The 24,576-nt window shown below is 68.3% G+C and carries 5 protein-coding genes; all 5 read left to right on the forward strand.

What is annotated here, in order from left to right:
- The first annotated feature begins 12 nt into the window (after window positions 1–12).
- On the forward strand, window positions 13–6,303 hold the full coding sequence (locus AB0L58_RS38570) for a type I polyketide synthase (protein WP_364395396.1): 6,291 nt from the start codon (window positions 13–15) through the stop codon (window positions 6,301–6,303).
- A 64-nt stretch (window positions 6,304–6,367) separates the two neighbouring features.
- Window positions 6,368–11,602 carry a type I polyketide synthase gene (locus AB0L58_RS38575; protein WP_364395398.1) on the forward strand — a complete coding sequence of 1,745 codons (5,235 nt, stop codon included), beginning with the start codon at window positions 6,368–6,370 and terminating at the stop codon, window positions 11,600–11,602.
- A gap of 118 nt (window positions 11,603–11,720) precedes the next feature.
- The gene (locus tag AB0L58_RS38580; RefSeq protein ID WP_364395400.1) at window positions 11,721–17,399 is read left to right on the forward strand and encodes a type I polyketide synthase; all 5,679 of its coding nucleotides are present in this window, start codon (window positions 11,721–11,723) and stop codon (window positions 17,397–17,399) included.
- Window positions 17,396–22,747, forward strand: a complete 5,352-nt coding sequence (locus AB0L58_RS38585) for a type I polyketide synthase (protein WP_364395402.1) — start codon at window positions 17,396–17,398, stop codon at window positions 22,745–22,747. The genes AB0L58_RS38580 and AB0L58_RS38585 overlap by 4 nt, the downstream gene beginning before the upstream one ends.
- Window positions 22,748–22,768: 21 nt before the next feature.
- Window positions 22,769–24,576 (forward strand): type I polyketide synthase (locus AB0L58_RS38590; RefSeq protein WP_364395404.1); only part of this gene is annotated, 1,808 nt, incomplete at its 3' end.

Raw genomic sequence — 24,576 nt, forward strand, 5'->3', positions numbered from 1 at the left:
GAGTGCACCGTAGTGGTTACCGAGAACGAGCTCCTCGAGAATCTTCGGTGGGTCACGGCCGAGCTGCGCAAGGTTCGCCAGCGCGAGCGCGACCTCATCGACGCCGCGCGTGAGCCGGTGGCGATCATCGGCATCGGCTGCCGTTTCCCGGGCGCGGTGTCGTCGCGCAGCGGCTTGTGGGACCTGGTCGTCGCAGGCCGCGATGTCGTCGGCGAGTTCCCGGTCGACCGCGGCTGGGCCGACGACATCTACGATCCGGATCCCGGAGCACGCGGCAAGTCGTACACCAAGACCGGTGGATTCCTCTATGACGCAGCCGAATTCGATGCCGATTTCTTCGGCATCAGCCCACGCGAGGCGGCGGCGATGGACCCACAGCAGCGACTGCTGCTCGAAACCGCCTGGGAGGCACTCGAAGACGCGTATATCGACCCGAACTCGTTGCGCGATAGCGACACCGGCGTATTCGCCGGTGTCATGCAGCATGATTATGGGTTCGCGGCCTTGCGCAGTGAGCGTCGCGATGAAGTGGAGGGCTATATCACCGTCGGCGCGACGGCAAGCGTCGTCTCGGGGCGAATTGCCTACGCGCTCGGCTTGATCGGCCCGGCCATAACGGTGGACACCGCGTGTTCATCCTCGTTGGTGGCGCTGCATCAGGCATGTCAGGCGCTGCGCTCCGGTGACTGTGCCATGGCGCTGGCCGGTGGAGTCACGGTGATGGCCACTGCCGAACCGATGTTCGTCGAGTTCAGCAGGCAGGGCGCGCTGGCGCCCGACGGGCGGTGCAAGTCCTTCGCTGAGTCCGCCGACGGCGTGGCGTGGGCCGAAGGCGCGGGGCTCGTTGTGCTGGAACGGCTTTCGGATGCCGAAGCGAAGGGGCGCCGGGTACTGGGCCTGATCCGTGGAAGTGCGGTCAACCAGGACGGTGCGAGTAATGGTTTGACCGCGCCGAACGGCCCGTCGCAGGAACGAGTCATCAGGACGGCCTTGGCGAATGCGGGTCTGGCGACCGGCGATGTCGATCTCGTGGAAGCACACGGGACCGGGACGCGCCTGGGTGATCCGATCGAGGCGCAGGCGTTGCTGGCCACCTACGGGCGAAACCGGGATCAGCCGGTGTGGCTGGGTTCGGTGAAATCGAATATGGGCCACACTCAGGGTGCTGCCGGTATCGCCGGCGTAATCAAGATCGTGGAGGCGCTGCGCCATCGGGTGATGCCGCGCACGCTGCATGTGGACGCGCCGACCTCCCATGTGGATTGGGGCGCGGGCAATGTGGAGCTGCTCACCGAGTCGCGGGTGTGGGAGTCGCCGGAGCGGCCGCGGCGGGCGGCTGTTTCATCGTTCGGGATCAGTGGCACGAACGCGCATGTGATCGTCGAGGAGGCGCCGACGCAGTCCGATACGGAACCGGTGGCGGCGCTGCCGGTAGTGCCGTGGGTGCTGTCGGGCCGATCGCCGGAAGCGATTGGCGCGCAAGTTGATCGGCTGCGGAGCTGGCTGCCGGCCAACCCCACGGCGTCGGCACTCGACGTCGGAGTCTCGCTCGCCGGACGAGCGCAGCTGGGGCATCGCGCGGTAATAGTCGGCACCGACCGCGCCGAATTGGTCACCGGGTTGACCGAAATCGCCACGGCGCGTGGTCTTTCCGGCGAAACAATATTCGTCTTCCCCGGCCAGGGCGCGCAGTGGGTGGGCATGGGCCGCGCTCTCGCCGACGTGTTCCCGGTGTTCGCGGTCGGCTTCGACGCCGCGCTGGCAGCGGTAGATCCAATTGTCGGCGGTGTTTCCATGCGAAATACGCTGTGGGGCAACGATGAGCAAGCGGTCGCTGCGACAATCGTCGCGCAATGCGGGCTGTTCGCGATGGGCGTGGGACTATCGCGGCTGCTGGCCTCGTGGGGAGTCCAGCCTGCGCTGGTGCTCGGGCACTCGGTGGGTGAGATCACCGCCGCCCACATCGCCGGGGTCTTGTCGCTCGAGGATGCGGCACGCGTGGTCGGCGTACGTGCGCGGTTGATGGCCGGGCTGCCCGGCGGCGGTGCCATGACATCGATCGCGGTGACTGTCGACGAGATCAGTGAGCTGCCTGCGGGAGTGTCGATAGCGGCGGCGAACGCGCCTGGGATGGTGGTGGTTTCGGGTCCGGAGGCCGGGATCGCCGAACTCGAGCGGCGGTGGGCGGACCGCGGGCCCAAGCGGCTGCGGGTCGGTCACGCATTCCATTCCGCGCTGATGGAGCCGATGCTCGGCGAGTTCGCGGCCGGAATCGCCGGGATCTCGCCGGCGCGGGCGCGAATCGCGGTGGTGTCGAATGTGACCGGTCGGTTGGCCGACGCCGAGTACGGCACAGTCGAATACTGGGTGCGGCATGTGCGGGAGCCGGTTCGGTTCGCCGACGGCGTGGCGGCGGCGGTGGCTGCCGGCGGCACCAGGTTCGTCGAGATCGGGCCGGGCAGCTCGGCATCAGCGATGGTTGCCGAAACAGTGGATCCCGTTGCGGCGGTGACGATCCCGCTGATGCGACACGGCCGACCGGAAGCGCGCTCGGTGGTGGCCGGAGTCGGCAGGCTATTCACCTCAGGTGGTGCGGTCGACTGGGGCGCCTACTTCGCGGGAACGGGGGCGCGGCGGGTGGACCTGCCGACGTATGCGTTTCAGCGGCAGCACTATTGGCTGACCGCGTCGCGAGGTGATGTGTCGGGTTCCGGGTTGGCCCGGTGGCAGCATCCGGTGTTGGCCGCCGCACTGGCGGAACCGGATTCGGGTGGGCTGCGCCTGACCGGCCGGCTTTCGCTGGCGGGGCAACCGTGGCTGGCCGATCACCGGATGCTGGGGTACACGCTGTTTCCCGCGACGGGTTTCGTGGAGCTGGCGTTACAGGCTGGTTCGGCGTGCGACTGCCCGGTTGTGCGTGAGCTGATATTGCAAGCACCACTGGTGATTCCGGATCAGGGCGCGGTTGCGGTGCAAGTGGTCGTCGGCGGCGATGCCGGTGTGGGCGAGCGCTCGCTGTCGGTCTACTCGAGAGTCGAAGGCAGCAGCGACCACGGGTGGGTGCGTCACGCCGAGGGGCTGCTGGTCGCGGAACAGACGGTATCGGTCGGCATGGACCCGGCGGCATGGCCGCCCGTGGATGCGGTCGAAATGGACGTGCGGGCCGGGTATGAGCGGCTGGCGGCAGCCGGATACGGGTACGGTCCGGCTTTCCGTGCGGTGCAGCGTATCTGGCGCAACCAGGACGAGGTCTTCGCAGAGGTGGCCCTGCCCGATTCGGTGGCGGTGGCCGGGTTCGGCATCCATCCGGCGTTGCTGGATGCGGCGGTGCATGCGGCCGCGCTGGGGTCGGCGGATACGGGCACGGAGTTGCAGGTGCCGTTCGGGTGGGAGGGGACCGCGTTGTCGGCCGGTGACGCGCGTCGCCTTCGCGTCCGAATCGGACTGTCGGGCAACAGTATCGAGCGGTTGTATACGTTCGACGGTGCGGGACGTCCGGTCGTGTCGGTGCAGCGATTGGTGACGCGGCCGGTGACCGTGGAGCAGCTCGGCTATGGTGTCGATCGGAAATCGACTGCGCTGCAACAGGTGCAGTGGCTCGCGGTGACCGGTCGCCACGACGGGGCCGGCGGCGAATCCGTTCGAGTCGTGGACCTGGCGGACTGGCGCTCGGCCGTACATGGCGCGGCGCCGGACTTGTTCGTGGTGAATTGTATTGATGAGGACAGCGTTTCGGACGCGGTCGTCGACACTTTGGGACTCGTGCAGGGGTTCCTGGCGGACGAGCGGTTGAACCGGTCGCGGCTGGTCGTTGTGACCGGTGGACTCGCCGGCGGTGCGGTGCGCGGTCTGGTGCGATCTGCCCAAGCAGAGGAGCCGGGGCGAATCCTGTTGGTGCACCTGCGCGGCGATGCGGGCGAGCTGGATTTCGCGGGGCTGCGGGAGCTGGGCGAACCGGAGGTCGCGGTCCGCGACGGCGAAGTATCGGTGCCGAGATTGGCGCCGGCAGGCAGTGGTGCGCTTGCGCTGCCGGCGGGGGAGTGGGGGCTGGTGGTGTCGAATAGTGGTGTGTTGGATGGTGTTGGGGTGGTGGGGGTTTCGGTGTCCGGATCGGTGCTGGGTGTTGGGATGGTGCGGGTGGCGGTTCGGGCGTTGGGGGTGAATTTCCGGGATGTGTTGGTGTGTTTGGGTGTGGTCGCGGACGGGGTGGGTCTGGTTTCGGATGTGGCTGGTGTGGTGGTCGAGGTCGGTTCGGGGGTGGCGGATCTGCGGGTGGGCGATGCTGTGATGGGGCTTGCGCCGTCGGGTGGGTCATCGGTGGTTACGGATCGTCGTCTGTTGGTGCGTGTTCCGTCGGGTTGGTCGTTCGGTGAGGCTGCGGGTGTTCCGACGGTTTATTTGACTGCGTGGTTGGCGTTGGTGGATGTGGCGCGGGTTCGGGCGGGGCAGCGGCTGTTGGTCCACGCGGCTGCTGGTGGGGTGGGTATGGCGGCAGTGGCATTGGCGCGGTATCTCGGGCTCGAGGTGTTTGCGACGGCGAGTCGTGGTAAGTGGGCGACGGTGCGTGGGTTGGGTGTGGATGCTGGTCGGATCGGTGATTCGCGGACTACTGGTTTCGAGCGGCAGTTCCTGGCCGCGACCGGTGGTGCGGGGATGGATGTGGTGTTGGATTCGCTGGCGGGTGAGTTCGTTGATGCGGGGTTGCGGTTGCTGCCGCGGGGTGGCTGGTTCGTGGAGATGGGTAAGACCGATATCCGGGACTCGGAAACGGTTGGGGCGGTCTATTCGGGTGTGCGTTACCGGGCGGTCGATTTGACTCGTGTCGATGCTGATCGGATCGCTGGGATGTTCGGCGAGTTGAGCGAGCTCTTCGACAAGCGTGTACTGGTTCCGTTGCCGGTGTCGGCGTGGGATGTGCGGCAGGCGCGTGCGGCGTTCCGGTATTTCGGGCAGGCCCGTCACGTCGGCAAGGTCGTGTTGACGGTGCCTCGGCGACCGGATCCGGACGGGACGGTGCTGATTACCGGCGGTACGGGTGGGTTGGGTGCGTTGTTGGCGCGGCATCTGGTGACCGCGCACGGGCTGCGCCACTTGATCCTGGCCAGCCGCCGAGGGCCGGATGCGACCGGAGCGATGGAATTGCAGGCGGAATTGACCGCCTCGGGCGCGACCGTGCAGGTGGTCGCATGCGATGTGGCCGATCGTGACGCATGCGCGCACCTGCTGGCCGCGATACCGGCCACACATCCGTTGACCGCCGTAGTACACGCCGCCGGCGTGCTCGACGACGGAGTTGTGGCGGCGTTGACGCCCGAGCGACTGCGAAAGGTGCTGGCACCCAAGGTCGATGGCGGCCGTCATCTGCACGAGTTGACGCGCGATATGGATCTGGCGTGGTTCGTGCTGTTCTCCTCGGTCGCGGGCGTACTCGGTTCACCGGGGCAGGCCAATTACGCCGCGGCGAACGCTTTTCTGGATGAACTGGCAGTCGAGCGGCAGGCGGCGGGCCTACCGGCGGTGTCGATCGATTGGGGCCTGTGGACGGCCGAAACCGGGATGGGCGCCACGCTGGACACCGCGGATGCCGCCCGGTTCGGCCGAGGTGGCCTGGCACCGTTGAACGTCGAAGCCGGTCTGGCGCTGTTCGATGCCGCCGTGGGGCAGCCCGCGCCGTCGATCGTGGCCGCCAGTTTCGATCTCGCCGGATTGCGCGCGTCGGCAGAGGTGACTGCGTTGCATCCGATGTTGGGTAAGTCGCTGGGCGGGCGGCCGACCGCCGACACCAGCACGGAGGCGGATCACGGAATGCAGCTCGCCGGTTTGACGCCCGAGCAGCAGGCCAAGCGCTTAATGGAACTGGTCCGCTCGCAGGTTGCGACCGTGCTCGGGCACCGCAACCCCGAGCAGGTCGATGTCGACGCGAACTTCCGTGATCTCGGGCTCGATTCGCTGACGTCGGTCGAACTCCGCAACCGCCTCGCGGCGGCGACCGGGCTCCAGCTTCCGGCGACCACCGTCTTCGATCAGCCCACGCCGACCGCAATCGCCGAGTACCTGATGACACGACTCGGACACACGGCCACCGTTGACGACGACACCGAAATCATGTCGGCGCTCGACCGCACGCTGGCGCTGCTGCGTGACCGATCGCTCGACAACGACACCCGAAAGGCGGTCTCGGCCAGTCTCGTCCGCGCGTTGAACGAACTCGACGGCGAGCGCGGCGACGCGATCTCCGCCGATGCGATCGAGGAGGCAGGCTTCGACGAGATGTTCGACCTCATCGACGAGGAGCTGATGTGAGCGAGCGAACCGACAACACAGCACCAACGGTCGCAGCGGAGCCGGGCGCAAGCGAGGCGCAGCTATGACCGATCGCGATGAGAAGACCCTCTCCTACCTCAAACGCCTGACCCTCGAACTGCAGAGCACGCGACGGCGGCTCAAGCAGTTCGAGCAGTTGCACGGCCCGATCGCGATCGTCGGCGTCGGCTGCCGGTTCCCGGGTGGCGCCGGGTCGCGGGATGCGCTATGGCAGTTGGTCGCCGACGAACGCGACGTCGTCGGTGATTTCCCGACCGACCGCGGCTGGGGCGACCTGTATGACCCGGATCCTGATTCGCACGGAAAAACGTACTCCCGAGCCGGTGGATTCCTCTATGACGCAGCGGAATTCGATGCCGCATTCTTCGGGATCAGCCCGCGTGAGGCGACCGCGATGGATCCGCAACAGCGGGTGCTGCTCGAGGTCACCTGGGAAGCGCTCGAAGATGCCGGCATCGACCCGATGTCGTTGCGGGGCAGCGATACCGGCGTATTCGCGGGCGTAAGCGGCTGCGTATACGGCGTGGTCAGCGAGGACGACACGCTCGACGGTTACCGGATAAGCGGTAATCTCCCGAGCATCGTGTCGGGGCGGGTGGCCTATACGTTGGGTTTGGTCGGGCCCGCGGTATCGGTCGATACCGCGTGCTCGTCGTCGCTGGTCGCGATCCATCAGGCGTGTGCCGCATTGCGCTCGGCCGAATGCGGCCTCGCACTGGCGGGCGGGGTGACCGTCCTGACGATGCCGACGATGTTCACCGACTTCAGCCGACAGCGCGGGCTCGCACCCGACGGCCGATGTAAGTCGTTCGCCGATGCCGCCGACGGCGTTTCCTGGGGTGAGGGCGCTGGAGTGCTTGTCCTGGAGCGGCTTTCGGACGCCGAAGCCAACGGGCATAGGGTGCTCGGCGTGATCCGCGGCAGTGCGGTCAACCAGGACGGGAGCAGCAACGGCTTGACCGCGCCCAACGGCCCGTCACAGGAACGGGTGATCCGAGCCGCGCTGGCGAATGCCGGACTGTCGCCCGCGGACGTCGACATTGTCGAAGGGCACGGCACCGGAACGACGCTCGGTGATCCGATCGAGGCGCAGGCCCTGCTTGCCACCTACGGCCGCGGCCGGGAGCAGCCGATATGGCTGGGTTCGGTGAAATCGAATATCGCGCACGCGCAGGCCGCGGCCGGCATGGCGGGCGTGATCAAGATGATCGAGGCGATGCGGCATCGGATGCTGCCACGGACGCTGCATGTGGATGCGCCGTCGTCGCATGTGGATTGGCGCGCAGGCGACGTCCGGCTGCTGACCGAGGCACGACCATGGGAGCCCGTGGCCGGTCGGCCACGGCGCGCGGGGGTGTCGTCGTTCGGGATCAGCGGCACGAATGCGCACCTGATCGTGGAGGAGGCGCCGACACCGGTGCCCGAATCCGAATCGGCCCGGTCGTTGCCGGTTGTGCCGTGGGTGCTGTCCGGTCGGAGTGCGGGCGCGGTGGCCGCGCAAGCCGATCGGCTGCGCCGGTGGCTCGCCGACAACCCGGGAGCGTCGGCGCTGGATGTCGGCGCGGCCCTGGCCCGACGGTCGCGCCTCGAGCAGCGGGCGGTCCTGATCGGGGCCGATCGCATGGAACTGGCTGCGGAACTGTTCGAAATCGTTGCGGCACGGGGTCCTTCGGGCGAAACGGTATTCGTCTTTCCCGGGCAGGGTGCGCAGTGGGCCGGGATGGGCAAGGAGCTCTTCGACACATTCCCGGTGTTCTCGGACACGGTCCGCACGATCTGCGACCCCGGATGGTTGTTCGATCCCGGTACCGATCTCGACCGCACCGACCATGCCCAGCTCGCACTGTTCGCCGTCGAGACCGCCTTGTTCCGGCTGCTCGAATCCTGGGGCAGCACACCGGATCTGCTGATCGGGCATTCCGTCGGCGAGATCACTGCGGCGCATGTCGCCGGGGTGTTGTCGCTCGAGGATGCCGTGGAATTGGTGACCGCGCGCGGCAGGCTCATGGCGGAGTTGCCTGCCGACGGTGCCATGCTGGCCGTCGAAATCGACGAGATCGGCGCGCTGCCGAGCGGAGTTTCGCTGGCGGCGGTGAATGCGCCCGGGTCGGTCGTGGTGTCCGGTTCGGCGGCCGCCATCGCGGAACTCGAGTCGCGGTGGGCCGACCGTCGCACGCGGCGGTTGCGCGTGTCGCACGCATTCCATTCCGGGTCGATGGAGCCGATGCTGCCCGAATTCGCGGCGGTGGTAGGGAAATTGACGTTGCGGCCGCCGCGGATACCGGTCGCGTCGAATGTGACCGGACGCTTCGAGTCCGAACTGTTCACCGATCCGAACTACTGGGTGCGGCAGGTACGGGAGCCGGTTCGATTCGGCGACGGGGTGGCAGCGGCGGTGGCGGCCGGTGGCGCCCGGTTCGTCGAGATCGGGCCGGGCAGTTCGGCGTCGGCGATGGTCGCCGGGACGGTTGATCCCGATGTCGTGACAGTCGCGTTGCTGCGGCGCGAGCACTCCGCGGCCAGGTCGGTCATGGCCGGTGTCGGCCGGCTGTTCACCGCAGGCGCGGAGGTGGACTGGGCGGCCGTTTTCGCGGGCACACGCGCGCGCCGGGTCGATCTGCCGCTGTACGCCTTCGAGCGGCAACGCTATTGGATGGCATCGTCGGCGCACGGCCGCTCGGATGCCGGGCTGTCGCATCCGATCCTGACGGCGATGATCGAGGAACCCGAATCCGGCGGGTTGCGCCTCATCGGACAGCTGTCCTCGACAGCGCAGCCGTGGCTGGCCGATCATCGCATTCTGGGGCACGCGATCTATCCGGCAACGGGTTTCGTGGAGCTGGCACTGCAGGCGGGCGCGGCCTGCGGGTACCCCGTGGTGCGTGAGCTGACACTGCGGGCACCGTTGGCGATTCCGGAGTCGGGTTCGGTCACGGTGCAGGTGTCGGTGCGTGACGATGACGGGACCGACGAGCGTGCCTTCGCCGTTTACGCGAACTCCGCCGGTGTTTGGACCTGCCACGCGGAAGGTGTGGTCGCGGAGCAACCAGCGGATGCGAGCTTCGCGGGATTCGACGCCTGGCCACCTGCCGGGGCAATCGAGGTCGATGCGGCCGACACCTACGAAAGGCTCGCCGACGCTGGCCTCGAATACGGCCCCGCATTTCGCGGGCTGCGTCGGGTGTGGCGGCGTGACGATGTCTTGTTCGCCGAGGCATCGGTGGACGAAACCATCACCGGTGCAGAGCAATTCGCGATGCATCCGGGCTTGTTCGATGCGGTGCTGCATACGCAAGCCCTCGCCGATGGAATAGACCGGCTCGAACCGATGGTGCCGTTCGCCTGGGAAGGCATCGTGGTGCGATCGGTCGGCCGGGGCGTCGTGCGCGCCCGGCTCACTCCGGTGCGGCAGGGTGGCGTGGCGATCGACATCACCGACGAGGCGGACGTCCCGGTGCTGTCGGTGCGGTCGTTGACGATGCGTCGGGCGTCGGTCGACCGAATCGAGCGGACGCTGCATGTGGTGGACTGGCGGCCGGTCGAGGCGCCCTCGGCCGCACCGGTGGTTTGGGCGGCATGGGGAGACGACACAGTACCCGATGTCGTGGTCGCGGATTTCCGGCGAACCGATCCGGCTCCGGCGCTCCCGTCCGATGTCCGGTCCGCAACAGCGAACGCGCTGACGATGTTGCAGGAGTGGACGAGTGACGAGCGGTACGTGCACGCGCGACTCGTCGTGGTGACATCCGGCGCGGTCGCCCCTGCCGGTGCGGGCGTCACCGATCTCGCCGGTGCCGCGGTATGGGGACTGGTACGGTCCGCGCAGGCCGAACACCCGGATCGATTCGTGCTCGCCGATCTCGACATCGATATCGATGACGAATCGATCGCGCGGGTGACCGGCGCGAGGGAACCGCAGGTCATATTGCGCGGCAATGTAATCCGTGCCATACGCCTGGTACGGATGGATTCGGACGAACCGAGGTCACTCGAGCCGCTCACCAGCGGTGCGGTGCTGATCACCGGCGGAACAGGAGATCTCGGTACTGCGGTCGCGAGGCATCTTGTCGCGAAGCACGGTGTTCGCGACATCGTGCTGGCGAGCCGCCGTGGCGAGGTATCCTCCGTCGCCGACGAACTCCGCGCGGTGGGTGCCCGCGTGCGCGTCGAGCGCTGCGACGTCACGGACCGGAATGCGGTGGAACGGTTGGTGTCCGAGATTGTCGCCGAACGGCCGCTCGTCGGCGTGGTCCACGCCGCGGGTATCCTGGACGATGGTGTCATCACGTCCCTGACCCCGGATCGAGTCGACGCGGTCCTGGCGCCGAAGGTGTCGGGCGCATGGCACCTGCACGAGGCGACCGCGCGGTCGAATCTGTCGATGTTCGTGCTCATCTCGTCGGCCGCAGGCGTGCTCGGCGGGCCGGGACAGGGCAACTACGCCGCCGCGAACGCATATCTCGATGCGCTCGCGTCGTACCGCCGGGCACGCGGTGCGGTCGGTGTCGCGATGGCGTTCGGACCATGGCGGAGCCCGGACGGTATGAGCGGCCGGCTCGACGACGCAGCGCGGAAGCGATTCGCCCGCACCGGTATTCGTGATCTGGCCGCTGAGGCCGCGCTGTTCGCCTTCGACGAAGCCCTGCGCGCACCGCATCCGGTGGTCGTGCCGGTCCGCCTGGATCTCGCGGCCGCGGACGTCGCCTCGCTGCTGCCGCCGATCTTCGCCGCACTGGCGCCGGCACGGCGCGCCATCGCGCGGGTCGCAGCCGAGCCCACAGCCGAACTCGCCGGCCTCTCGCCCGCGAAACGTCGTGCGAAGATCCTCGAGCTCGTCCGCATACACACCGCAGCGGTACTCGGGCATCCCGGCCCGGCCGCGATCGCAGCGGACCGGCCGTTCCAGGAGTTGGGTGTCGACTCGCTCGCGGCGGTAGAGCTTCGCAACCGACTGAGAGCGGTGACCGGCGTCGATATCGCGGCTACGGTCGTTTTCGACTACCCGACGCCCGCGGCGATCGGTGCATATCTCGCGGCTGAATTCGCCGGGCGCGACATCGATCCGGCTGTCGGCGAGGACGAACGGATCCGCGCGGCGATCGGCGCTATCCCGCTCGAGCAGCTGCGCCAGGCCGGGTTGCTCGACCGGCTGCTCGAACTGGCCGGAGGCGGGTCGGCACCCGGCGCGGTGGACGGCAGTCGAGCCGAGCAGATCCGAGACATGGACGAGGAGAGCTTGATTCGCATGGTCCTCGGCGATTCGGACGACCCGGCATGAGCGGCGCGGCGGGTAGGTGGCAGCGGAGCGTAGCCATACAGCGCCCCGCTCACGTCGATATGGGCGCAGCCATGCGTGGTCAGGTGCGCAGCCACGCGCATGCCGGAATGGACACAACGTGAGCGGCTCGGATACCCGACTGGTAGCGGCGCTACGGCGCTCGGTCCTGGAAAACGACGAACTGCGGGCAACGAATCAGCGGTTGACGGCCGCACTCGCCGAGCCCATCGCGATCGTCGGAGCCGCCTGCCGCCTGCCCGGTGGCGTGGCGTCACGAGATCAGTTGTGGGACCTGGTCGCCGACCGCCGCGACACGATCGGCGAGTTCCCGATCGACCGCGGCTGGGACCCCAACCTCTACGACCCCGACCCGGAAGCGGTCGGCCGGTCCTATGTGTGCGAGGGCGGGTTCCTCTACGACGCAGGCGATTTCGATGCCGGATTCTTCGGCATCGGTCCACGGGAAGCCCGCGCCACCGACCCGCAGCAGCGGTTGTTACTCGAGGTCTCGTGGGAGGCGCTCGAGGATGCGCGACTCGATCCGAACTCGTTGCGGGACAGCGACACCGGTGTGTTCGTGGGGGCGATGTACCACGATTACGGGCAGATGAACCAACTCGGCTCGATCGTCTCCGGCCGAATCGCCTACTCGTTCGGCCTGACCGGTCCGGCGGTCACCATCGATACCGCATGCTCCTCCTCGCTGGTGGCGCTGCATCAGGCGGTAGCGGCGTTGCGGGCAGGTGAGTGCGGTCTCGCCCTGGTCGGCGGTGTGTCGGTGATGGCGACGCCGGGTGTCTTCGTCGAGATGTCGCGGCAGCGCGGGCTATCGCGGGACGGGCGCTGCAAGTCCTACGCCGCCGCTGCCGAGGGTGTCGGCTGGTCCGAGGGTGCGGCAATGCTCGTCGTCGAACGGCTTTCGAGTGCCCGGCGCAACGGCAGGCGCATCCTGGCCGTCGTCCGGGGATCCGCGGTGAATCAGGACGGCACCAGCAACGGGCTGACGGCACCGAACGGACCAGCGCAGGAACGGGTTATCCAGGCCGCGCTGGCCAACGCCGGGCTGGGCATCGAGGATGTCGACGTCGTCGAGGGTCACGGCACCGGAACCACGCTCGGGGACCCGATCGAGGCGCGAGCGCTCGTCGCGACGTACGGCAGGAAGCGGGATCGGCCGCTCTGGCTGGGCTCGATCAAGTCCAATATCGGTCACACGCAAGCGGCGGCGGGTGTCACCGGCGTGATCAAGATGGCAATGGCGATGCGGCACCAGACAATGCCTTCGACGCTGCACGTCGATGCGCCGAGCCCGCACGTGGACTGGTCCGCCGGCACGGTGCGCCTGCTCACCGAACCACAGCCGTGGCCGTCGGGGGAGCGGCCGCGGCGGGCCGCGGTGTCGTCGTTCGGCATCAGCGGTACGAATGCCCACGTGATCCTGGAAGAGCCGCCGGCGGAGCCGGTCGCGGCCGGCGACATGCCCGCACCGCCGGTCGTGCCGTGGGTGATCTCCGGGAAGACCGCGGAAGCGGTCACCGCGCAGGCGGACCGGATCCGCGACTGGGTCGTGGCCACACCAGAGGCCGCTGCGGCCGATGTCGGCGTGTCCCTCGCGGACCGTGCCCGGCTCGAGCACCGGACCGTGGTGCTCGGCACCGACCGCACGGACTTGCTTGCTGCCCTCGCTCATCCGATCGTGAGCCAGGCGATGTCGGGGAAGACCGCGTTCGCCTTTCCGGGCCAGGGCTCGCAGCGAGTGGCGATGGGACGCAGGCTGCACGCTGCGTTCCCGGTGTTCCGCACTGCCTTCGACGACGCTGTGGCTGCTGTCGAGCAGCACCTGTCCGCCGAGTTGCGGCCCGTGCTATGGGGTGTCGACGAGCAGGCGCTGACGCGGACGATGTTCGCGCAGAGCGGCTTGTTCGCGGTCGAGGTAGCACTCGCCGCGCTGCTCGAATCGTGGGGTGTGCGGCCGGATCTCGTGCTCGGTCACTCGGTCGGTGAGGTCGTCGCCGCGCACGTCGCCGGGGTCCTCACGCTGGACGGCGCCGCGAAGGTCGTGGCGGCGCGTGGCACGCTGATGCAGGCTCTGCCCACAGGCGGCGCGATGCTCGCCGTCGCGGCGACCGCGGGCGACGTGCTGCCGCTCCTACCGGACGGTGTCGAGATCGCCGCGGTGAACGGACCAGCCGCCGTGGTCCTCTCGGGTGATGCCGACCAATTGGCCACGGCGGCAGCGGAATTCGCCCGCCGCGACTGGAAGACCACCACACTCTCGGTCTCGCACGCTTTTCACTCGGCGGCAATGGATTCGATCCTCGACGAGTTCACCGCAACCGTCGCGGACATCACCGTCGGCCCCCAACAGTTGCCGGTCGTTTCGAACCTGACCGGCGAGTTCGCACCCGAGGATTTCGGTAGCCCGCAGTACTGGCGGCGGCATCTGCGGCAACCGGTACTGTTCGCCGATGGTGTCGCCACCGCGGCCGCCGACGGCGCGGTGCGGTTCGTCGAAGTGGGCCCTGGCGCTGCGTTGACCGCGATGATCGCCGCTGTCGACGCTGCGGTCGTATCGGTGCCGCTGCTGCGCGGTGCCGGCGACGAGGTCGAATCATTGGTCGCGGGGCTCGGCCGCCTTGACGTCGCCGGCGGTACCGTGGACTGGACCAGCTACTTCGCCGGTACGAACGCGCGCCGCGTCGACCTGCCGTTGTATCCATTCCAGCGAGAACGCTTCTGGGCGGTGAGCACGGGCCGCGACATGACGGGTGCCGGTCTGGATTCCTCCGGGCACCCGTTGGTCGCCGCGGTGGTGGCCTCGCCTGCCTCCGGTGGCGTCGTGCTGACCGGCCGGCTGTCGCTGCAATCGCAGCCGTGGCTGGCCGGCCACCGCATCTTCGGCCGCGCCTTGCTGCCCGGTGCGGGATTCGCCGAACTGCTGATGCGCGCCGGCGACGAAGTCGACTGTTCCGTCGTACAGGACATGACGATTCGGGCACCGCTGCCGATTCCGGAGACCGGCGGCGTTGCTGTGCAGGTCGTCGTCGACGGCGCGGACACCGACGGTCGCCGCGCGATCGCGGTCTACTCGCGACGCGACCATGCACCGGACTGGGCGCTGCATGCCGAAGGTACGCTGGTGAAGTCGACGGCGTCGTCTGCGCCACAACCGTCCGCCTGGCCGCCGGACGGGGCGAGGGAGGCGAATTCGGCGGCAGCACACTCGGTGCCACCGTCGTCTGCCTGGCCGCCGGACAGGGCGACGGCGCTCGATGTCACGGCCGGTTACGAGCACCTCGCCGAGCGCGGGTACGGCTATGGCCCCGCCTTCCGCGGGGTGCAACGGCTGTGGCGACTCGGCGACGAGATCTTTGCCGAGGCCGTCCTCCCGTCCGCTGCGGGCGATCCCGAAGGGTTCGGCATCCATCCCGCACTGCTGGACGCCGTACTGCACGCAGGTTTGCTCGCATTGCGAAGCGAGGCCACCGCGCTGCCGTTCGCCTGGCAGGACGTTGCCCTGCACGCGGTCAGAGCGAGCACTGTCCGGGTTCGTATCAGCCCGACCGGTGATGCGGGCATCTCGGTCCTCGTTACCGATGAAGCCGGACGCCCGGTGTTTTCCGCGCGCCGGATCGTTGCGCGGCCGATCTCGCTGGACCAGCTGAACAGCCGAGCACAGGAACGGGATTCGCTGTTCCGAATCGAATGGCGTCCGGTCGATCCGGGTGTCGACGCGGGCGCGGCGTGGCAGCCGTGGGAGGAGGCCGCGGCATCCGACCCGGTCGCGCCGGTGGTCGTCGTTCGTTGTGCAGGCGGATCAGCCACCGTGCCTGCGCAGGTCCGCGCGACGGCAGGGCGGATGCTCACCATCCTGCAAGCGTTCCTGAGCGAGGGCCGGTTCGCCGACAGCCACTTGGTGGTGCTGACCCACGGCGCAGTGGCGCTGCCCGGCGAGGACATCGCGGATCTCGCCGCCGCGGCGGCCTGGGGCTTGGTCCGCGCGGCGCAGGCCGAGCAACCCGGCCGGATCATGCTCGCCGACGTCGAAATCGACGCGCCGATCGATGCGCTGGTCGCCACGGACGAACCCGAAATCGTCATCCGCGCGGGGCGATACTTCGTGCCTCGGCTCGTCCCGGTCGACAACTCGGAAACAGCGGGTCCGGAACATGCGGCGGGCCACGTGCCCGTCGCGGGTGGGACCGACGCGCTCGGGAGACAGGTCGCCGAGCGCGAAGTGCGGGCGGTCGGCAGCGAGGAAACGGCGGGTTCTGGTCATGTGGTGGGCACCGTGTCGGTCACCGTTGGCGCTGGTGTGCTCGGGGTGGAGGTCGCCGAGCGTGTGGTGCGGGCGGTCGGTACCGAGGAAGCGGCGGGTTCGGGACGTGCGGCGGGCACTGTTTCGGTCGCCGACGGGTTCGGGGCGCAGGTCGCCGAGGGCGTCGTGCGGGCGGTCGGCAGCGAGGAAACAGCGGGTTCGGGACTCGCGGCGGGCACCGTGCTGGTCACCGGCGGTACGGGCGCGCTGGGCGCACAGGTCGCCGAGCACCTGGTACGGGTACACGGTGCGCGGCACCTGTTGCTCGTCGGCCGTCGTGGCGCCGCAGCCGATGGTGCCGACGAACTGCTGGACCGTTTGCGCGAGCTCGGCGCCGATGCGGATATCGCCGCGTGTGACGCCGCCGATCGAGATGCCTTGCGCGCGTTGCTTTCCGGCATGCCGGCGACGCGACCCTTGGTCGGCGTGGTGCACGCGGCGGGTGTGCTCGACGACGGAGTCCTCGGCTCGCTCACCGACGAGCGACTGGACACCGTGTTCGCGGCGAAAGTCGACGGCGCCTGGCACCTGCACGAGCTGACCGAGGACGCGAGGCTCGAGCTGTTCGTGCTGTTCTCATCGGTCGGCGGGCTGATTCTGCCGACCGGTCAGGGTGGCTACGCGGCGGCCAACGTATTCCTCGACGCCCTCGCCGCGCATCGGCGGGCCGCGGGCCTGCCCGCGACTTCGCTGGCGTGGGGTCCGTGGGAGGACACACGAATGGGTTTGGCGCTCACCGGCTTACAGCTGCAGCGCATCCGCCGCAGCGGCGTGCTGCCGCTCGCGCCCGAGACCGCGATGCGGCTGTTCGACGCGGCGGCCACCGGACCCGACGCGGTGGTAATGCCCGCGCACATCGATCGCTCGGCGCTGCGCCGCAGCACCGCGGAACTGCCCGCACTGCTTCGCGGTCTGGTGCCCGCCGGCCGACGGCGGGCCGAATCCGACGACGCGCCCGCTGCCGTGCGGGCGAAACTGGCTGCGGTGCCGAGCGGTGAGCGCCGCGACCACCTGATCGAGCTGATGCGCCGAATGGTCGCCGACGTACTCGGGCACGGCTCAGCATCGGACATCGATCCCGAAACCGCCTTCAGCGAGCTGGGTTTCGACTCGCTGGCCGCTATCGAGCTGAGGAACAAACTCAGGGCCGCCACCGGTCTCAATGCCGGCGTCGCGGTGGTGTTCGACTACCCGACGGTCACCAAACTGTCCGGGTGGCTGGCGCAGAGCCTGGGATTCGGCGACGAGCGACAGGACGACCGCGCGACCGACGCCGATATCCGCAAGCGGCTGGCCACGATTCCCATCGCGACGCTGCGCAGCAGCGGCATGCTCGACGCGTTGCTACGGCTGGCGACACCGGGCGAACCGGTGGAACCCGAGACCGGCGACGAGCCGTCGATCGATGAGATGGATTCCGACGAGCTGATCCGCCATATCCTCACCTCGCAGCAACGACCGGACCGGGAGCAATCATGACCGCGACCGACGAATTGCTGAACGCGCTGCGCGTCGCCGCGAAGGAGAACGCGTATCTGCAGAAGGAGATCGCGGCGCTGCGCCGACGCGACGCCGAACCGATCGCGATTGTCGGCATCGGCTGCCGCTACCCCGGCGGCGTGGATTCACGCGCGACGCTATGGGAGCTGGTCGCAGCGAAGCGTGACGTCGTGGACGCGTTCCCGCGAGACCGCGGCTGGGGTCCGGACCTGTACGACCCGGCCGGCGGCCCCGGGCGGTCGTCTACTCGGTCGGGCGGGTTCCTTTACGACGCGGGTGATTTCGATGCCGGATTCTTCGGGATCGGGCCGCGCGAAGCCGAGGCGATGGACCCGCAACAACGTGTCGTGCTCGAAGTGGCGTGGGCGGCGCTCGAGGATGCGGGGATCGATCCGGTGTCGTTGCGGGGCAGCGATACCGGGGTGTTCACCGGCGTCATGCACCATGACTATGCCGGTGTCGGTGGCGCCGGATCGCTCGTATCGGGCCGGCTCGCCTACGTTCTGGGGCTCGAAGGACCGGCGGTGTCGGTGGATACGGCGTGCTCGTCGTCATTGGTCGCGATCCATCAAGCGTGTGTGGCCCTGCGGCGGGGTGAGTGCGGGACCGCGCTGGCCGGCGGTGTGACGATCATGGCCACACCGTGGCTGTTCGTCGAATTCACCAGGCAGCGAGCGCTTTCCACGGATGGCCGGTGCAAGTCGTTTGCCGAGGCCGCTGACGGGGTGGGGTGGGCCGAGGGTGCGGGTTTGCTTGTGCTGGAGCGTCTTTCGGATGCCCGGTCTCGTGGTCACCGGGTTCTCGGTGTGGTTCGTGGTAGTGCGGTGAATCAGGATGGTGCGTCGAATGGTTTGACGGCGCCGAATGGTCCGTCGCAGGAGCGGGTGATTCGGGCGGCGCTCGAGAATGCGGGGTTGTCGGCCTCGGATGTGGATTTGATCGAGGGGCATGGGACGGGTACGACGCTGGGTGATCCGATCGAGGCTCAGGCGTTGTTGGCCACCTATGGTCAGGGGCGTAGTGAGCCGGTGTGGTTGGGTTCGATCAAGTCGAATATGGGGCACACCCAGGCCGCTGCGGGGGTCGCCGGGGTGATCAAGGTGGTCGAGGCGATGCGGCACGAGATGATGCCTGCGACGTTGCATGTGGACGCGCCGAGTTCGCACGTGGATTGGAATTCCGGCGGTGTGGCGTTGTTGGGTGAGGCTCGGTCGTGGGAGTCGGTGGGGCGGCCACGGCGGGCGGGGGTGTCGTCGTTCGGGATCAGCGGGACGAATGCGCATGTGATCGTGGAGGAAGCTCCGGCTGGGTCGGGGCCGCAGGTGGGGATCGAATCGCCGGGGACCGAGATGGCGCCGTCGGAGGTGGGGGCCGAATCGGCGCCGCTCGCTGCGGCGGGGGTGGTGGTGCCGTGGCTGATTTCCGGTCGATCGGCCGAAGCTGTTGTGGCACAGGCGAACCGGCTGTCGGCGCTGGGTGAGGTGCCGGCGTTGGACGTGGGCTTTTCGTTGGCGGCGACGCGGGCTCATTTGCCGTGGCGGGCGGCGGTTTTGGATCGCCTCGAGTTGGCTGATGTGGTGCCGGTGCGAGTGACCGGGGGTAAGACGGTTTTCGTGTTCCCGGGGCAGGGCGCGCAGTACGTGGGGATGGGCCGTGAGTTGTTCGAGGCGTTCCCGGTGTTCGCTGGCGCGGTGTGCGAGATCTGTGATCCGGGATGGCTTTTCGCGTCCGGTACCGATTTGGATCGTACGGATAATACGCAGTTGGGTGTGTTCGCGTTCGAGGTTGCGTTGGTTCGGTTGCTCGAGTCGTGGGGTGTGAGGCCGGATTTGGTGATCGGGCATTCGGTTGGTGAGATCACTGCTGCGCATGTGGCTGGGGTGTTGTCGCTCGCGGACGCGGTGCGTCTTGTCCGAGCCCGGGGAACGCTGATGGCTGCGCTACCGGCCGGTGGGGCGATGCTGGCAGTCGAGATCGATGAGGTGGACGATCTGCCGGACGGTGTGTCGGTGGCCGCGATCAATGCGCCGGGTTCGGTGGTGGTGTCGGGCCCGGAGGCGGGGATCGCCGAACTCGAGGCACGGTGGGCGAATCGCCGCACCCGTCGGATGACGGTGAGTCACGCGTTCCATTCAGTGTTGATGGAACCGATGCTCGACGAATTCGGCCGTGTGGTCGCGGATTTGACGCTACAGCCACCGCAGATCCCGATCGCAGCCAACCTGACCGGCGCGTTCGAGCCGGAGCTGCTGTGTGACCCACGGTACTGGGTGCGGCAGGTGCGCGAGCCGGTCCGGTTCGCCGACGGCATCACCACATTGCGGCAGGCGGGCGGCACCCGATTCCTCGAAATCGGACCCGACGCCGTTCTGGCCGGATTGATCGATGTGCCCGCGGTGATCGCGACCCAGCGCCGCGGCCGCCAGGAGGTCGAAACCCTCGTTCGTGCGGTTGCCGAAGCACACTGCGCCGGTGTCGATGTCGACTGGTCGCGGTTCTATGCGGGGACTGGTGCCCGGCGAGTGGACCTGCCGACGTATGCGTTTCAGCGGCAACGCTTCTGGTTGTCGCCGTCGGCACCGGTCGGGGACGTGGGGGGGCTCGGGCTGGAACGTGTCGATCATCCGTTGCTGTCGGCGGTGGTGTCGGTGGCCGGGTCCGGTGAGCGCGTCGTCACCGGTCGGTTGTCCGTGGCGTCGCAGCCTTGGCTGGCTGACCATGTCGTATTCGGTTCGGTGTTGCTGCCGGGTACTGGGCTGGTCGAGTTGGTTTCGGCGGCTGGTCGGTTGGTGGACTGTCCACGCATCGAGGAACTGGTGCTCGAATCACCGCTGGTCTTCGACACCGGGGTAATGGTGGCCGTCCAGATCAATATCACCGCACCGGACGAGCGTGGCCGCTGCGCGGTGGTGGTCTTCTCGGGGCCCGATATCGACGGTGAACCGGCATCCTGGACCCGCCACGCCGCCGGTACCGTCGCACCTGACGTGGGCATGTCTTTGCCGGAAGCGGATTGGCCTCCGTCCGATGCGATGCCTGTGCCGGTGGCGGATCTTTATGCCGACCTGGCCGACCTGGGGTACGACTACGGTCCCGCGTTCCACGGTGTGCGCGCCGCGTGGCAATGCGGCGACAATATCTACGTCGAGGTCGAGGCGCCATCGGCAGGGCTCGAAACGGGGGGCTGGGTTCATCCGGCGCTGCTCGATGCGGCATTCCACGTCGCGATCGCCGCTGCCGACGATCTGCTCGAACCGGGAAAGGTGTTGCTGCCGTTCGCATTCCAGGGCATATCGATTGTCCGCACCGGCGGTTCGCGTTTGCGGGTGCGGCTGCGGCGCGACGGCGATCGGCTGGCGGCCGCAGTGGCCGACGGTGTCGGGCAGCCGCTGGCAACGATCGAATCGGCGATTGTGGCCGCGGTGTCGCGGAAACAGTTGGCGGCGTACGGCAATCAAGACGCGCTGTTCGCCGTTGAATGGACTCCGGTCCCGGCCGCGGCCGCACTGTCGGGACCGGTGTGGGGTATCGGCGCTCCGTCCCCGGATCTCGGCGCGGAGGTGCGGTGGTTCGCGGACGTCGCGAGCGTGGCCGTTGCGGTGCCGGACGCATCGCCTCCCGTTGCGGTCGTGCTGCCGTGCCGCAAGGGCTTCGGTGCGGGTGTGGCACGCGACATCGTGGTGGCCACGGCACAGCTGTTACAGGAGTGGATGCGGCATCCGAGCCTCGCGTCGATCCCGTTGGTGGTCGTCACCGAGGGCGCGGTCGTGACCGGTGCCGACGACACTCTGCCGAGTATCGCCCAGGCCGCGGCCTGGGGTTTGTTGCGCAGCGCGCAACTGGAGTATCCAGGCCGGTTCGTCATCGTCGACGGTGCCGGGGTCGAGAACGTTTGGCCGATCGCGGTATCGGGCGTGGAATCGCAACTGGCGGTACGGAACGGACGAGTCCTGGCGCCGCGCCTGCTGCCGGCCGAAATCCAGCCGGACGCGAGCGCGAAATGGAACACCAGGGGCACCGTATTGATCACGGGCGGAGGCGGTGCGCTCGGCCTCGCGGTCGCACGTCACCTGGTGCTCGAGCACGGCATGCGGCACCTGGTGCTGGCGAGCAGGCGCGGCGAGGCACCGGACAGCGCCGGACAGCTGATGGCCGAACTGGCCGAGTATGGAGCACAGATCCAGTGGGCGGCCTGCGATGTGACGGACCGGTCGTCGATCGCGCGGACCCTGGCGAATGTCGATGCGGCACATCCGGTGACGGCTGTCGTACATGCCGCGGGGGTCCTCGACGACGGGGTGATCGCGACGCTCACGCCCGACCGAATCGAGAAGGTCCTGGCCCCGAAGATCGCGGGCGCCTGGCATCTGCATGAACTGACGCTTGATCTCGAGCTGGCCGGGTTCGTGCTGTTCTCGTCGGTGGCGGGCACCGTCGGCGCGCCCGGACAGGCGAATTACGCCGCGGCGAACTCATTTCTGGATGCCCTCGCCGAACACCGGCGGGCCCAAGGGCTCCCGGGACTTTCGATCGCATGGGGACTGTGGGACCTGACCGAGGGGATGGCCGGCAGCCTCGACGGGACCGGCCGGGAACGGCTGCGCCGAGGTGGTCTGGCCGCGATGACGCCGTCGGAGGCCATGGCGCTCTGGGATGCGACGATGACGGGCGGACGTGCGGCGATCGTGGCGGCACGATTCGATCGGCCCGGCATGCAAGCCCAGGCGGCGGCGATGGGGTTGGTGCCGCCGATGCTGCGCGGACTGGTCCGTGCGCCCGCGGCGCCGAGGCTCGACGGCGCCCGAACCGCGCAAGCTGCGGCGCAGCTGGCCGAACGGCTCTCCGGATTGTCCGGCGATGAGCGACAACGCCTGCTGTCGGATCTGGTGTGCACGCATGTGGCGGCGGTGCTCGGCCATCCTGGGCCTGCGGCAGTCGATCCTGAATTGTCCTTCCAGGAACTCGGATTCGACTCGCTGGCCGCGGTCGAGTTGCGCAATCGAGTGGCCCATGCGTCCGGCATCACCCTGCCCGCGACCGTCGCGTTCGATTACCCGACCCCGACCGACCTCACCGCTCACCTCGTAGCGGAACTGTCGACCGGCCATCCGGAGCAGTCGTTCGAGCATGCGCTCGAAGCGCTTGCCGCACGGCTCGACACCGTACCCATGACCATCGACGACCGGCGGCGGGCCGGGAAACGCCTGCGCCGTTTGCTCGCCGATATCGAGAACGGAGGATCCGGACCGACCGGTGACCCTGACGACGACATTCGAAGCGCGACCGAGGACGAGCTGTTCGAACTGCTCGACGGTGAACTCGGCTAGCGCCGCCCCGAGAAGGAAACCATGGACAACGACAAGCACATCGACTACCTGAAGCGCTCCGCGCTGGAATTGCGCAATCTGCGGCGCCGGCTCCAGGAGGTCGAGCAGCAGGGCCGCGAGCCGGTGGCGATCGTGGGTGTGGGTTGCCGTTTCCCGGGCGGCATCGAGTCGCGGGAAGCGTTGTGGGAGTTGGTGGCCGAAGGTCGCGACGTCATCGGTGAGTTGCCGCGCGATCGAGGCTGGGATGCCGAGGGACTGTTCGACCCGGATCCCGAGGTGCGCGGCAAGTCCTATGCCCGGTCCGGTGGGTTCCTTTACGACGCAGGTGATTTCGATGCCGGATTTTTCGGGATCGGGCCGCGCGAGGCGTTGGCGATGGACCCGCAGCAACGGTTGCTGCTGGAAGTCGCCTGGGAGGCACTCGAGGACGCCCGCATCGATCCGATGTCGTTGCGCGGCAGCGACACCGGTGTGTTCGCCGGAGTCATGTACCACGACTACCTGTTCGCCGCCGCGACGAGCGACCGCGGCGCCGAGCTGGAGGGCTACCTGAGTGCGGGTGGCGGGGGCAGTGTGGTGTCGGGGCGCATCGCCTATGTCCTCGGGTTGGTCGGACCGGCGATCTCGGTGGACACGGCGTGTTCGTCCTCGCTGGTGACCTTGCACCAGGCCTGTACAGCCTTGCGCATGGGGGAGTGTGGTCTGGCATTGGCTGGTGGCGTTACCGTGCTCGCTACACCCGCGATGTTCCTGGAGTTTTCGCGTCAGCGTGGTCTGGCGCCGGATGGTCGCTGTAAGTCGTTCGCGGACGCTGCCGACGGTGTGTCCTGGGGTGAAGGTGTCGGCATGTTGGTGCTCGAGCGGTTGTCGGATGCTCGTGCTGAGGGGCATCGGGTTCTCGGTGTGGTTCGTGGTAGTGCGGTGAATCAGGATGGTGCGTCGAATGGTTTGACGGCGCCGAATGGTCCGTCGCAGGAGCGGGTGATTCGGGCGGCGCTCGAGAATGCGGGGTTGTCGGCCTCGGATGTGGATTTGATCGAGGGGCATGGGACGGGTACGACGCTGGGTGATCCGATCGAGGCTCAGGCGTTGTTGGCCACCTATGGTCAGGGTCGAGGTGAGCCGGTGTGGTTGGGTTCGATCAAGTCGAATATGGGGCACACTCAGGCGGCGGCGGGGGTTGCCGGGGTGATCAAGGTGGTCGAGGCGATGCGGCACGAGATGATGCCTGCGACGTTGCATGTGGACGCGCCGAGTTCGCAGGTGGATTGGTCGGCCGGGGCCGTGCGGTTGTTGACCGAGGCACGAGCGTGGAAGTCCGCGGAGCCTCGGCGTGCCGCGGTGTCGTCGTTCGGGATCAGCGGGACGAATGCGCATGTGATCGTGGAGGAAGCTCCGGCCGACTCGGGGCCGCAGGTGGGGGCCGAATCGTGGGGGCCGGAAGCGGGGACCGAGCGGGCGCCGCTGATCGGGGCCGGGTTGGCGCCATCGGCGGTGGGGACCGAATCGCCACAGGGTGGGGCCGTGCCGTGGCTGATTTCCGGACGGTCCGCCGATGCTGTTGTGGCACAGGCGGACCGGCTGTCGGCGTTGGGGGAGATGTCCGTGTTGGATGTGGGCTTTTCGTTGGCGACGACACGGGCGCATCTGCCGTGGCGGGCGGCGGTTTTGGATCGGTCCGAATTGGCTGACGTCGTGCCGGTGCGTGTGACCGGCGGCAAGACCGTGTTCGTGTTCCCGGGGCAAGGTGCGCAGTATGCCGGGATGGGACGCGAACTGTACGAGGCGTTCCCGGTTTTCGCGGAATCAGTTCGTCAGGTTTGTGATCC

Origin of the sequence: Nocardia sp. NPDC052112 (genome assembly GCF_040680135.1) — a bacterium.
Taxonomy (GTDB): domain Bacteria; phylum Actinomycetota; class Actinomycetes; order Mycobacteriales; family Mycobacteriaceae; genus Nocardia.